General features: G+C 58.2%; 8 protein-coding genes. 2 read left to right on the top strand and 6 right to left on the bottom strand.

Annotation, left to right across the window (positions count from 1 at the left end):
• Window positions 1–64: 64 nt before the first annotated feature.
• Entirely contained in the window at window positions 65–1,108 is a 1,044-nt protein-coding gene (locus tag D9N13_RS23785; RefSeq protein ID WP_290594657.1) for an alpha/beta fold hydrolase, read from the top strand.
• Here the strand turns inward: D9N13_RS23785 and D9N13_RS23780 are convergent.
• From D9N13_RS23780 to D9N13_RS23760, 5 genes are all read right to left on the bottom strand, one after another.
• The gene (locus D9N13_RS23780) at window positions 1,077–3,488 is read right to left on the bottom strand and encodes a tetratricopeptide repeat protein (protein ID WP_290594656.1); all 2,412 of its coding nucleotides are present in this window, start codon (window positions 3,486–3,488) and stop codon (window positions 1,077–1,079) included. The two genes, D9N13_RS23785 and D9N13_RS23780, sit on opposite strands and share 32 nt — an antisense overlap.
• 115 nt (window positions 3,489–3,603) lie before the next feature.
• Window positions 3,604–5,499, bottom strand: coding sequence for a hypothetical protein (locus tag D9N13_RS23775; protein ID WP_290594655.1), 1,896 nt, complete (start codon window positions 5,497–5,499; stop codon window positions 3,604–3,606).
• Between the two features lie 94 nt (window positions 5,500–5,593).
• Window positions 5,594–7,054, bottom strand: a complete 1,461-nt coding sequence (locus D9N13_RS23770; protein WP_290594654.1) for an efflux transporter outer membrane subunit — start codon at window positions 7,052–7,054, stop codon at window positions 5,594–5,596.
• Window positions 7,047–10,232 carry an efflux RND transporter permease subunit gene (locus D9N13_RS23765; RefSeq protein WP_290594653.1) on the bottom strand — a complete coding sequence of 1,062 codons (3,186 nt, stop codon included), beginning with the start codon at window positions 10,230–10,232 and terminating at the stop codon, window positions 7,047–7,049. Before D9N13_RS23765 ends, D9N13_RS23770 begins: the two co-directional genes overlap by 8 nt.
• A gap of 82 nt (window positions 10,233–10,314) precedes the next feature.
• Window positions 10,315–11,514 carry an efflux RND transporter periplasmic adaptor subunit gene (locus D9N13_RS23760; RefSeq protein WP_290594652.1) on the bottom strand — a complete coding sequence of 400 codons (1,200 nt, stop codon included), beginning with the start codon at window positions 11,512–11,514 and terminating at the stop codon, window positions 10,315–10,317.
• A gap of 352 nt (window positions 11,515–11,866) precedes the next feature.
• Between D9N13_RS23760 and D9N13_RS23755 the strand changes: the two genes are divergently transcribed.
• Entirely contained in the window at window positions 11,867–12,811 is a 945-nt protein-coding gene (locus D9N13_RS23755; protein ID WP_290594651.1) for an AraC family transcriptional regulator, read from the top strand.
• A 13-nt stretch (window positions 12,812–12,824) separates the two neighbouring features.
• Here D9N13_RS23755 and D9N13_RS23750 read toward each other — a convergent pair whose 3' ends face one another.
• Window positions 12,825–14,630, bottom strand: coding sequence for a hypothetical protein (locus D9N13_RS23750; protein ID WP_290594650.1), 1,806 nt, complete (start codon window positions 14,628–14,630; stop codon window positions 12,825–12,827).
• Between the last annotated feature and the right edge of the window lie 43 nt (window positions 14,631–14,673).

Here is a 14,673-nt window from a genome sequence, read left to right as displayed (position 1 = left end):
GCGATAATCCCGCTGCCTGATAATGGTTAGACTCGTGACCTTACAATAATAAGAGGATGCGAGCATGGCCAAGCAAATAACCTATATGCTGATGATAGTGTTTCCGTTACTGACACTGGCGGCCTGTAACGGCGCCGATCTGGTGCAAGATGACGTTCCTGTTATGGAAGATCTGTTTGCGGAGCTACCCTCCGGGGAACGTATGCACTATCTGGCGGCGGGCAACCCCAATGGCAAGCCGGTTTTATTTCTGCATGGGTTTCCCTCATCGGCCCATCTATACCGTAATATCCTGCACCAGGTCTGTGCTGATTCAGACTCTGATTATTACTGTCTTGCGATCTCATTAATTGGGTTTGGGCAATCCAGTTGCCCTGGTGATGGTTCACAGGTGAGCCCGCTGTACGAGGTGGCGCGGGTGGAGGAATTTATCAGTCTGATGGATCTGAACGATGCAGCGGTAGTGGTACACGACTGGGGCGGACCCATTGGCACGGCGGCTACGCTACGCAACGCCGATCGCTTCAGTCATCTTATCATCCTCAATACCATGTTGAGTTTTCCGGAAAACCGTTTTCTTGAAAACGTCATGGGAGTCACCCGAAATTTTTTCGAGCAACCACGGCCACTGATCGAGCGTATTTATCCGGAGTTTGTTGCCAGTGTCATGCAGACGATGACTACCCGGCGCCTGTCGCAAAGGGTGCTGGATTTGTATCGAGCACCGTTCCGGCAGCAAGAGGAAGTCACGCCCGGCGTTGCGGCTTGCCGTGTCCATGCTGGCATTAATCTATTTGCCAAAGCTGAAATAGATAAGCCGCTTTTTACTGAGATAGAGCAACTGGCTGCGGATTTTTGGGCCGACAAACCTACCGTATTTTTCTGGAGCAGTGATGATTTGTTGTTGGGCTCGCGCTCGTGGATTGGTATAGCGGCTCATGCCGGTATGGAGGCGCTGTTTCCTCAGGCTGGGACCATTTTGGTTCCCCAGGCGGATCACTTTCTGCAAGAGGATCAACCACAGGCGATTGCCAGGGAACTGCTGCACTTTATAGGCGCTGCGTCGGCAAACGATATCAGGGTAGGGCCGCCTGTTCCCGGCGGATAAACTCGAACGCGTCGGCGGCCAGTAACTCAGTAAGGCGCTGTGTTGAGTGAATTTGATCATAGGCCTCGTAGATCTGGCGGGCAGCCAGCCAGGATGAATGGGCTTGCCTCAACAAGGGCTGGGTTGCCTCTGCTGCAACCAGCGTACTCATGTGATAATACAGGTTGCCCAGCCCGCGATTGGCATCGGCTGCCATCGCCGGGCCGAATTGATCCTGATGTTGTAGCAGCGATTGGTAGTGGGATTCAGCCTTTTGCAAAAAAGCCACGTCATCATTTTGGAAACCCAAGGTGTAAGCCACAGCGGCAAGGTACTGGGTTGTATTGCTCCATTTTGCGGGAAAGTGTTCCAGTGGGCGCTCTTGCAGCGCCAATTCAAACGCGGCGTAGGATTGCTGCAGTAAATTGGTGTCTCGGTGTTTCATACCCAGTAATCGCAGTGTTTTGCCCCGGTTACTCTGCAGGCCAGACCAGCGTATTGGATCCCGCTCACGGGTGCATTTCTGCAGGGCCAGCTCATACAGTTCAACGGCCTCCTGCATGGGGTCTGTGGTAGCGTTTTTTAACCCCAGGTCCGTCAACGCACTACCCAGATTGTTCAACACACCAGCCCAGTCGATTGGATTGCTGTCACCGCTGTACACCTCCAGGGCGGATCGATAGGTTGCAATGGCCTCTTCCAAGTGGTGTTGGCCAGGCTCCAACTCTTCCAGTTTCTCCTGCACCAATCCCAGATTGTTCATGGTAATGGCCCAGTCTAAAGGTTCACGGGCCCGGGTCCGTTCTTCCATGGCCGCTTCAAAAGCGGCAATGGCACGCCGGAAGGAGGCGGGATCATGGCTGCGTTTTCCAATCAGGTAGTAAACGGTCGCCAGGTTGGATTGTACGCTGGCCCATTCCAGGGGCACCCGCTCCCGTGTCCACTCCTGCAAGGCAAGCTGGTTGGCGGCCACCGCTTGCTGCAACCGCTCCACGCCGGATTCCCGTTCGGCTATCAAGGCCAGCGCCGAGGCCAGGTTGTGCTGGGTGGTGGCCCACTCCAGTGGGTTGTCCTGTCGGTTCAGTGTATCCAGCATCTCCTGATACATGGGCAGTGCCTGCTCCATGACGGCGCTATCGGTTTGACGCTTTCCCATCAGCAGTTGAGCGGCCACCAGGTTGTTGCGGGTAGTGGCCCAACTGGCGATGGATTGCTGCGGGGTGCGCACCTTCAACGATTGCTGCAGTGCGGCCATTCCCTGTTGCAGTAAGCGGTCGTCGCCTTGCCGCTCCCCCAACGTAATCAAGGTTGCGCCCAGGCCATTTTGTGAGGCGGCCCAGTCTTCCGGCGCGTTGCTCTGAGTCTGCTCCTGCAATGCCTGTTCAAAGGCTGCCCTGGCCTGCAGTAATCGCTGTGGATCACTTTCACGCTCGCCCAACAGGCCAGTGGCCCGGCCCATCTGGCTGTGGATCAAGGCCCACTGCAGGGGGGCATCCTCCCGGGTAACGTAGGTTAATGCCTCCTGATAGGTGTTGATGGCCTGTTCAAGAATATCATTGCGGCCTTTGTGCTCACCAAAATCCGACAGGGCATCGGCCCATTGCAACAGATACTGCCGCTTTATTTGCGGCTGCGATTCCGGTACCAGAGCAGTGGCCTGTTGCAGGTGAGTCACACCGGCCGCAAACTGAAAGCGGGCCAGGGCGGAGGTGCCCAGCATGGCGTTGGCAGCGGCAATATTCAATTGGTGGGAATCGGTTTCCTGCTGGATGTACTGTCTGATCAATGCGTCAGCCTGTTCGTGCTGCCCCTGGGCAATGGCCGTTTCCGCCTGCCCCAGCAGCGCTTGATGGCTGCTGGCGTTGTGCTTCAAACTCGCCAGTTGTGCCAGCATTTCGCGATGCCGCTGGGCGATTTTCTGCAGTGCCGCCGGCAACTTGTCCAGCGCAATCTGCTCCTGTTCCAGCGTGGTAAAAAAGCCACTCAATGCACTCTCGGTAACACCCAGTTGATGGCTGAGGGTTGCCAGCTTGGCGCTGTCTTTCTCTTTCTGATTGATCAGTTCAAGCAGCAACCGGGAATCATTGATGTTGACGGTGTTGCCGCTGCCGGATTGATTGATCACGGTACCGCCGGCCGCTGCCTCGCCTTCCTGAATCACGTCCGGCTGATTCTGCACGTATTGCAGGGTTACTCCGGCAACGATGATCAGTGCGGCAATCCAGAAGCCGTACTTCAGCAATGCATGTACCACAGAGGCACCATCCTGCTGGTTTAGGGGCGGAATAATGCCGGACTTGATGAGGGCGCGGTGGACGCTGAAAAACAACATCAGCACATAACCCACCAGCGCCAGGGGGTGGGTCAGATAAGGGATTACCTCGGTAATCGATGGGTCCATGGGGTGTCCTTATGTAATGAACGGCACAGCATGGATCTGGTTATCGCAAAATATTAGAAGCCCGTAAAGGCTGGTTGCGCATTTACGGGCTGTTCGGGATAAAAACCGGTGCCGATCAGTAATCCTTGGCAGGAAGCCCCCCACCCGTGCTAAGGCGCATCGCCCGCAGATTATTGGAGGTCGCGGGTACATTCTCCACTTGTTCCTCGTCCACCAGTTGCTGCACGGTTTCCACGCTCACGTTCATGTCCTCTGTCACCACCAGGTTGAACACATGCCAGGCTTCTAAGTTTGGATCTCCATTGGCTTGTTCAGAGGTGAAAATGTAAGTCTCGTCAATGAGCTGTAGTTCAACTCGCGCCGGCGAGGTTACGATATTACCGGTGCCGCTGTAGTGGTGCACAAAATACTGATAGGTTCCGGCGGCGGGAAAGTCCGGAATGGTGATGATTTCCGGGCCAAAGCTGGTCGTATCATCCACATCCAGATCAATGACGATATCGTTGATCACGGCGGTTTCGTCTGCGTAGTACACATGAATGGTGGCGTTGGTGCCCACCAGATCATTGGCAATCAAGTGCGAATCCAGATCCGCAGGATTGGCTCCCCAGCTGAGTTTGATGGTGGTACTGCTGCTGTCGTTCCCCAGCACCAGACATTGATCCAGTGTGGCCATCGTGGTGCCGGTGTTGACCACCAGGGTGTTGCTGTTACCACCACGGCGGGCTGTGAGCAGGACGCGGGAATCCTCCCGTACGGGAATCGTGAATTCGCCAAGTTGATTACTGATGGCGGAACTGGAGCCGATGTAATCACTGCCCACGGCCATGACACGGGCATCCGCAATCCGGCGGCCAACGGCGTTTTCTACACACCCCACAAGATCAACGCTGGTGTAGTAATCGTCTGCATTCCAATAGGTGAAGTGGGATACCGTTCCGGCGTACACATAGCCGGCGGCTGTGCTGGTGAGTGTGGCGCTGCCATCCTCCACCCAATAGCCGGTGGTTTCCTCAAAATAGAACAATGGAATGCTGGCCGGTGCCGTGTCCGGATCCACACTACTGGCCAGGGGAATGTTAATGGTGGCACTCACCCCGTTCGCCAGTTGCAGGGGATTACCGCTGCCATCGGTAAAGTTGTATTCCACTGCGCCGAACGACTCGATTGGCCGGAGCTGGCCGTTACCGGGGGATACTACCTGGTAGTCACCAGGCATCAGCGCCGGATCGCTGGAGGGGTCGATAATGGTTGCCGTGGCGGAAACAGCACCGGAATAGGGGTTGTTATTGCGATCCACAAGCGCGTTCGCCGGCAGGGTTGCCAGGTCATAACCGTCAACCGTCAGCGTAAAGGGCGCGGTTCCGGAAAACACCGCATCCAGATCATTGTTCAGCATCAGAGGATCGGCAATCAGATCAGGATTGGTAAGGGAGTTGGATAAAACCAACGTACTGGAACCGTACTGGGCCAGCGTGGCCGACAGCAGAAAACGCTCAGAAACACCGGTGCCGGTGATGCTGAACTCGCCGTTGGCATTGGAGCGGGTGCGCTCGATTTCTGCCATGCCCGAACCGGTATCTGCCACCAGCACCACAGTGGAATTGGCCAGGGGCGCGCCGGTGGAGTAATTTTTTACCACACCGCGCAGGGTGCCCAGCGATGAACAGGTTACCATCAGGTTGTTGATGTCATTGCGTATCACAAACTGGTTGTCGCTAAAGTAGCAGCCCTGGCGAAACGGCCGGTCCTCCACCTGCAGGTTGATACTGGTGCCGTTGCGGAACGATTCACTGAATTCAAAGGCCCCATCGCTGTTGAGTTCAATGGTTTCCCCGTTGGCGCTGATGGTTAACGAGCCCTGCAGCCCGCTTACCGTACCTCCTACATTGAACGATTCACTGTTGCTGCGCGGGCCTACAACTTGCGCGCCACCGTTGTTACCACCGCCACCGCAAGCGGACAGCAGAACGCAAGACGCCAAGGCGATTGATATCAATCCTTTGCTCATGGAAATTCCCCGATTTTTATAGATTTATATAATTGTTGTTGACGATTCAGTTGCACAAAGGCTGATCAGAGTGGATTCAGCGCCCGTGAATAATCTATCCCCGCGGCCGATTATAGGGGAGGGCTGATACCGGGGTAAAGCCCCCCGGCGGGCCTGCCATGGCGCGATACAGGTTCACCATGGCCAGGGTTTGTTCGGTGCGGCTTTGTACCCTGGCGCCTTGAATCTCGATCAGCTCCTGCTCTGCCGCCAGCACTTCAAAAAAGTCGATGTAGCCTTGGCCGTAGCGGGTGCGGGCCAGCTGTGCTGCCGTTGCCGCGGCGTTGGCAGAGCGCTCCAATGCGGCAGTGCGGTGCTGGCTTTGTTGGTAGCGAACCAGTTCGGTTTCTGTTTCCTCCAGGGCAATCAATACGGTTTGCCGATAACGGGCCAGGGCGGCGCGGGCATCGGCGTCGGCGCTGTCCACCAATGCACTGACCCGTCCGAAGTCCAAGAGTGGCCAGTGGATACTGAGGCCGGCGCGGCGGCTGGCACTGGCTCCGGTAAACAGGTCGCCGGGGTCGGCGGCAACGCTGCCCACCAGGGCACTTAACTCCAAGCGTGGGAACCACTGGGCTTGGGCGGCACCAATGGCGGCGGTGCGTGCCGCCAGTTCACGTTCGGCGGCACGCACGTCCGGGCGCCGGCGCAACACCTCCGCCGGCGTATCCAGATCCACTGCGGGCAGCTGCCGGGGCAGATCCTGCACCAATCCCAATTGAGCATTCAGGTGCCCGGCGGGCAGGCCGCTGAGGGTGGCAATACGATGCATCAGGGCGGCGATATCGGCCTGCAGTTGCGGCAGGATGGCGGCGGTGGATTCCATTTGCGCCTGGGCCCGTACCTGATCAAAACGGGTACTGCGGCCGGCCTGCACCCGCGCTGTTACAATGGCTAGGGATTCCCGCTGCAGCCGGAGGTTTTGTATGGCCACCTGCAGTTGCTGCTGGCGCCCGCGCAGTTCAAAGTACTGAGCGGCCAGTTGGGCCACCAGGGTAATTTGCAGGGCTTCCAGATCCGCAGCGGATGCATCCAGCTGCGCCTGCCGGCCCTCACGAATGCGTTGCAGGCGGCCGAACAAATCCAGCTCCCAGCTCAGGGCACCGGCCACCTGATAGCGTTCAATCCGCTCTGCGCCATCGGCAGACAAACGCTCCACCTGGGGCAAATGGCTTTCGGTAGCATCGGCAGCCACGCTGCCCCGGGGCAACAGATTGCGTTTGGCCGCCTGCAGTTGCGCTGCTGAGCGCTGGTAATGGGCCAGTGCCGCCGTCAGCTCCTGGTTGTTGTCCAGCGTGTTCAGCACCAGTTGCGCCAGCATCGGATCGTTGAAGCCGTTCCAAAAGCGGGCCTGCATTTGCAGCGCTGTTTGCGGCGGCGTGGCTGCTTCGGTGGCCGGTGGTTGGTGAATAAAGTGCTCCGGCGCCGTATCCGCAGGTGGTTGATAATCCGGCCCCACCGCGCAGGCGGCTAACAGCAAGGCCAACAGGGGCGTTGAAACAATACGATCAGGCATGGGATTCTCCCGGGAATGAAGTAGAAGCGGTGGAATCGGATTGCGCGCCGGCTTCGCCGCGCTGTGCCAACCGGCGCAGTGCCACGTAAAACACCGGGGTCAGCACCAGGCCAAACAGGGTGACCCCGATCATACCGGTGAACACGGTTACCCCCATGGCGTTGCGCACCTCACTGCCGGCTCCGCTGGCCAGAACCAGTGGCACCACGCCGGCCACGAAGGCCACCGAGGTCATGATGATGGGGCGCAGCCGCAGGCGGCAGGCTTCCAGGGCGGCCTGCACCGGATTCAAGCCGTCGAACTCCCGTTCGCGGGCAAACTCCACAATAAGGATGGCGTTTTTGCAGGCCAGCCCCATCAACACCACCAGGCCCACCTGCACAAACACGTTGCTGTCACCCTGGTTGAGCCAAACCCCGAACAGGGCGGCCAGCAGACACATGGGCACGATCAGAATCACCGCCAGGGGCAGCACCCAACTTTCATACAGGGCCGCCAGCACCAGGAACACCAACATTAACGCCAGGGGAAACACCACCAGGGCGGCCTGGCTTTGATTGATCTGCTGGAAACTCAGGTCCGTCCATTGAATGGCCATGCCGGGGGGCAACACCGACTGCGCAACATCCTCCACCGTGGCCAGGGTTTCACCGGAGGACAAGCGCATGGGATCCGATTGGCCGATCAGATCCGCCGCCGGATAGCCGTTGTAGCGAATCACCGGGTCGGGGCCAAAGCTTTGTTCCAGCGTCACCATACTGCTGAGGGGCACCATATCGCCCAGGCGGTTGCGGGTGTACAAATGATTCAGATCCCGCTCCTCATCCCGGTAGGGTGCATCGGCTTGCGCCATCACCCGGTAGGTGCGGCCGAAAATATTAAAATCATTAATGTAGAGTGAACCGAAGTACAGTTGCAGCGTGCCGAACACGTCATCCAGTTGCACCCCCTGCGCCTTGGCCTGGGCGCGGTCCACCACCGCATCCAGTTGCGGCACGTTGGCCTGGTAGGAGCTGATGGGAAAACTCAAACCGGGGGTCTGGCTTAAGGCGCCGGCCAGTTGATGGGTGGCGTTCTGCAACGCCCCATAACCGGCCGCGTTACGATCCTGCAGATACAGGGAGTAACCGGAACCGGCCCCCAGGCCGAAAATGGGCGGCGGCATAAAGGTGAGGGCAAAGCCTTCCTTAATGGCGGCCAGCTTGCCGTTGAGTTCCTCGGCAATTTCCTGGGCGCTGCGATCCCGCTCACTGAAATCATCGAACAGCACAAACACGGTACCCACGTTGGGGGTGTTGGTGCGTTGCAGGGCATTGAATCCCACAAACGCCGCCGCGTGGGAAACCCCTTCGGTGTTCAACGCCAGTTCACTGACCCGGCGCGCCACCGCTTCGGTACGATCGAGGGAAGCCCCTTCCGGCAACCGGATACTGCCCACCAGATAGGTTTTATCCTGGGTGGGAATAAACCCGCCGGGCACCTGATCAAACATAAACAGGGTAGCGCCGAGCAACACGCCATAGAGGGCGAACACCATACCCCGCCGTTTCAGGTTGCGCGCCACCATCGCCTGGTAGCCATCGGCACTGCGCTGAAAAAAGCGGTTAAACGGGCGGAAGATCCAACCGAACAGAAACTGCAGGGCACGGGCCGGACGATCCGGCTCTGCGTCGTGGGGTTTCAGTAAGGTGGCCGCCAATGCCGGCGACAGGGTCAGCGAGTTGATCGCCGAGATTACCGTGGCAATGGCGATGGTGACGGCAAACTGGCGATAGAACTGGCCGGTAATGCCATCCAGAAACGCCATGGGAATAAACACCGCGCACAGCACCAGGCTGATCGCAACAATGGGGCCGCTCACTTCCCGCATCGCCTGATGCGCGGCCGCCAGTGGCGCCAACCCCTGCTCGATATTGCGCTCCACGTTTTCCACCACCACGATGGCGTCGTCCACCACGATGCCGATGGCCAGCACCATGCCAAACAGGGTCAGGGTATTGATGGAATAACCCAGCAACAACAACAGGCCAAAGGTGCCGATGATGGAAACCGGCACCGCCAGTAACGGAATCAACGAGGCGCGCCAGGTTTGCAGGAACAGAATTACCACCAGCACCACCAACACCACCGCCTCCAGCAACGTCTGGATAACTGCCTTGATGGAGGTACTGACGAACACCGTGGGATCATAGGCCACTTCCCAGTCCAGGCCTTGGGGAAACTGATCGTCCAGCTCCGCCATCTTGGCGCGCACCGCGCGGGACACTTCCAGCGCATTGGAACCGGGTGCCTGGAAGATCGGCAGCGCCACCGCCTGACGCCCATTGAGCAGAGCCCGTAACGTATCCTGGGAAGACGCCAACTCAATGCGGGCCACATCCTTCAGCCGGGTCAGGGCGCCATCGGCACCGGTTTTCAGCACCACATCACCGAACTGCTCCGCGCTGTCCAATCGCCCCTGCGCGTTAATGGAAAGCAGGTAATCCGATCCATCGGGCATGGGGGCGGCCCCCAGTTGCCCGGCGGATACCTGAATATTCTGCTCGCGCACGGCGGCCACAATGTCGTTGGCGGTAATGCCCAGGGCCGCCGCCCGTTGCGGATCCACCCACAGGCGCATGGCGTAATCGCCCGAACCAAACAGCCCCGCTTCACCCACCCCGGGCAATCGCGCCAGCTCGTCCCTGATGTGCAACACCGCGTAGTTGCGAATATAGGTGGCGTCGAAGCGATCATCCGGTGACAGCAGGTGCACCGCCATCATCAGGCTGGGGGACTGCTTGCGGGTGCTCACCCCCTGGCGGCGCACATCCTCCGGCAGCCGTGGCAACGCCTGGGTGACCCGGTTCTGCACCTGCACCTGGGCCTGATCCGGATCGGTACCCAGCTCAAAGGTCACCGTCAGCACCAGGGTGCCGTCACTGCCGGCCACGGATTTCATGTAGATCATGTCTTCCACCCCGTTGATGGCTTCCTCCAACGGCGTGGCCACGGTTTCGGCAATGGTCTTGGGGTTGGCGCCGGGATAACTGGCGGTGACCTGCACACTGGGCGGTACCACCTCCGGGTATTCACTGATGGGCAGCAGCGGAATACTGATCAGCCCCAGCACGAAAATAATGATCGACAACACCGAGGCAAAGATCGGGCGATCAACAAAAAAGCGGGAAAATTGCATGACAGAGCCCCTCGGCGCACCGAGTTGTGCGCCAGTCATTAAAGAATAAACGTGGGTGATCCGCTGGGGACCGGTGGCGGTACTACATCAACAGATTGCCGGTGCCGCCGTGGTTGGCCACCCGGGAAGGTTCCGGCTCCTCCACCAGCTCCGGCGCCACCTGAATGCCCGCCACCGGAATCCGCTGCAGGCCATTGACGATCACCATGTCGCCCACCGTTAAACCCTCATCGATTACCAGCTTGCCCTGAATGCGATGCCGGGTGCTGACCTCGCGGCGGGCAACGGTGTTGTTGGTGTCCACCACGTACACAAAGCGGCGATCCTGATCCGTCATCACGGCTTTCTGATCCACCAGCAAGGCCTGGTTCAGGCGTTCAATGGGAATTTCCACCCGCGCGAACTGGCCGGGCTTGAACGCGCCGTCGGGATTGGGCAACAGGGCGCGGTACTGCAGGGTGCCGGTTTGGCGGTTGAGCTGGTTATCCACAAAATCCAGCACGGCCTGATGAGGGAAGCCGGTTTCACCGGTTACGCCCACCCGGATGGGGGAACCGGGGGCGAACACCGCAACCCCCTGCTGGCGGTTTTGATAATCGGTGGCCTGGTCAATCTCGAAATAAACGTGCACCGGGTCCACCGACACCAACGTGGTCAGCAGGGTTTGATCCGCCGTGGCCAGGTTGCCCTGGGTGATGTGGGCACGGCTCACCCGGCCATTGATAGGCGCGGTGATCCGGGTGAACCCCAGATCCAGACGGGCGCTGTCCAGCTGGGCGCGGGCCGCAGCCACATCGGCTTCGGCGTTGGCCAGGGTGGCCAGCCGTTGGTCCAGCTCCTCCTGGGAGATCGCCCGGTTCTGCAACAGGTTTTGGGCGCGGGTGGCTTCCGTGCGGGCCAGGCTCAGGATACTTTCGGCGCGCTGCAAGGCCGCCTGCGCCGCCCGTTGCCGTGCCTGGTAGGGGCGTGGATCAATCACAAACAGCAACTGCCCCTGTTCCACCAGTTGCCCTTCTTCAAAGTGGATGGAGTCGATATAACCGCTGACCCGGGGCCGCAGGGCCACACTTTCGGTGGCGGCAACGTGGCCGGTGAACGCATCCCACAGGGTGACGTTGCGGGCCTGCAACCGGGTCACATCCACCGCCGGCGGGGGTGGCTCGGCCTCGGTGGCCTGCAGATTATTGTTGCAACCGGACAGGGTGATGGTCAGCGCCACAATACTCGCCGCAATGGCGGTTTTCAGCGGTGGTTTTCTGTGTGCAGAAGCATTAATACTCATCTCAATTACCCCTTTCGAATCGGTACAGCTCAGGGTGTACAGAATAGGGGGCAGGGGCTGGCCGGCGGTAGTCGGTTTCTCTATCGTGATTGCCTATTCCTGCTTTGGTTGGGGCTATACATCGTATAGCTGTAATGTGATTGACACAAAACTGAATGGTAATGCGGTAAAAACGCGATAAATTTCGACAAATAAAGGCATTTGGTGGCGTAAAACCGGTTTGCGAATACTCGCTGATTGCCGAATCCCATCACATTCTTGCCTAATCCTGCATTTCGGGGGTGGTTCCGTCTGGCGCAACCCGCAACCGGGCGTATACTGATTGCAGCTTTCAACCCGGCAGGAGAACCCCGTGATCAGCGAAACCCTGACTGACGAAATGGTGAGCGCCCACCAACAGCAAACCCTGGCCAACGGCATTCTGCGGTGGTCCAGCGGGGATGGCATCACCGAGTGTGCATTGCCGGGGGTTCACCTGATTCGGGCCGACCAGCCCACCGCCACCTGCAATCCCACCGTGTATGAACCCAGCATTGCGTTCCTGATTCAGGGGCGTAAAACCGTGCACTTGGGGGATCGCGAGATCGTCTACCACGAGCTGAGCTATCTCACCACCAGCGTTGCGCTGCCGGTGCTGGGCCATGTGGTGGAGGCCTCGCCGGAAAAACCCTATCTGGCCATCAAGCTGAAGTTCACCCCCCAGGAGGTGACCGACATGATCCTGCAGGCGCAGATCAACGAACCCATGGAGACCGGCCCCCTCTGCAACTGCGGCCTGCAGGTGGCGGCCATGGAGCCGGATTTGCTGGATGCCCTGACCCGTTTGCTGGGGCTGCTGGAGCGCCCCGGCGACGTGCCGGTGTTGGGGCCACTGATCCGCAAAGAGATACTGTACCGGGTGCTGATGGGCGAGCTGGGGTTCAGCATCCGCAAGTTTGCCATGGTGGATCATCAGGCCAGCCGCGTGTCGAAAGTCACCGCCCTCATCAAAGAGCGCTTTACCGAGCCCATGCGGGTGCGGGAGCTGGCCGAGGCCGTCAATATGAGCGAATCCGCCCTGTTCCGCAGCTTCAAGGATGTCACCCGCATGTCCCCCCTGCAGTACCAGAAACGGTTGCGCCTGTACGAGGCCCGCCGCCTGATGTTGAGCGAAGGGCTGGACGCCGCCACCGCCAGCTTCCGGGTGGGCTACGAAAGCCCCTCCCATTTCAGCCGCGAATACAGCCGTGAATTCGGCGATTCACCCCGTTCGGATGTGCTGCGGCAACGGGCCGAGCAACTGGAATCCATCGGCTGACACGGCAGGGGGTTTAGAAGCCCCCTTTCACCCGGAATAAATAAAAGCGCAGGCTGCCTGCATTATTGACGCCCATCTGGGAGAACCAAAAAGTTTGGTCGTCAGTGGGGTCAACCGTTGCCCAGGAATAATCGATATTGCGGCTTTTCCAATCCGCTGACGACAGATGCAGGAGCAGGCTATCCGCGGGAGCGGTTCGTGTCGGCACCCAGCGATGCACCCGAATTTGCGCGCCTCCGCCACGTACATACGGAATGATCAATTTACCTGCAGAGTTCACCGCCACGGTGGGAAACAGATTCAATTTGTCCACATAGCCGGAAACCCAATGGCGGGCTTTGTTGCGGGTGCTGATGGGGAAGGTAATGCCTTTGGATGAGGCACTGATGGGAAGATCCAGGTAACGCAGCTGACGATTCTTGCTGGCGCTTTCAACCGATTCCCAAGACACATGCACATGGCCGTCACGATAAACGCTGTGCATCATAAAGCCCGGCAGGAATGCATCCTCTGTTACGGTTTCCCCATAAACGACTTTGGGTTTGACACCATGGGCCGTGGGTTTTGGATAACCAAAGACCCGCAACGAATCCGTTTGCGACGGGGTGGTGTTTTTTTCGGGGCTCTTGGACCAGTGGTCGACCCTGCTCAGTATCAGGGTGTAGCCGTGCAGACTTTGCGCTGGTCCATGGTGAGCGATGGGTGCTGGATTATACAAGCCCTTGGAATAGGGCCCATCTGCGGTGTTCACACCCGCCGGGTGAGCGGCAATCAGATCATCCCTGCTCAATTGGAAATAACGCGGTTGCGGGGTACCGCTACGCATATCCGATAGCCGTATCACCGTTACGGCAGCACCGATATCCATGGCTGCACTGGCGTGGCCGATGGTGAAGGTGTCTCCCGCCGGGTTAACCGCGCCCCAGGGCCAGTCCTCGTAGTTTTGTTTTTTCAGGGCGTAAATATAAAAGCCGTTTCTGGGATCTTCGGTTTTGGAAATGGCAAAAAGCTGATGGCGCCGGGCCAGTTTGCAATAGCTTGTACTGGTTAAAGGGACTGTCTCGTTAGATCCCTTTATGCCTTGCTTGCCGCAGTATCTCACGCCGTTCTCAACACCGGAAAATTTTGTCGCGCCGTTGGGGCGCCAGGTATCGCTCCAGATACGATTCCTGGCCTGACTCAATATGATGAAGCGCTTGGCGCCCTGATCGAAGAAAACGCGAGTATCGTAGAATTCATCGATGCAGAATTTGTTACCACTGGTCTCGGGGTATTCCGGAAAATCGCAGGGTTTGCGAAAGCCGGTGTGCTTGTTGAGATCAAGGGGCGAATCCCGATCGATGAACTCGCCAAACAAGGTGCTGGCCGAAAAAACTGCGTACACACCATTCTTACCTGGCACGGGCTTGGCGTTTTTGTCCAGAATGGATATGGAGCCGGTGTTGGTCGTTACAATAAAGTTTAGCCCCACGGCCACCATCGGATCTTTCTTGGCTGATATGGACACTTCGTATTTTGCGATGCCCAAACCATTCAGATAGGCGGTTTCCTTGTCCGTGGGAAAGGTTGACTCAATGGTGCTGAAGATCTTTTCTATTTGCTTTCTGTCGTGAGAAACCTCCTGTTCGGTGCGTTCCGGATAAACATTTTCAAGAGTGGGGGTTTCATTAAACTGCAGGATGGGAACCCCCTCTTTTGGCCATTGGCTGTGTAAAAACAGGGTATTGGTAGCAGCTGTGCTGATAGTGGGTAAAGTCGCTAAAAACAAAACGACCGGTATCATGTTTAATCGTCGCAGTGGATTATTTGAGCGTTCCATTCTCAGTTCCTTTCATCCGTGGGCCAGGGTTGCCGGAATTTAT

It is taken from the genome of Ketobacter sp. GenoA1, assembly GCF_003671475.1.
GTDB lineage: Bacteria > Pseudomonadota > Gammaproteobacteria > Pseudomonadales > Ketobacteraceae > Ketobacter.
The sequence above is the reverse complement of the archived record's forward strand: the minus strand, read 5'-3'. Positions and strand labels throughout refer to the sequence as shown.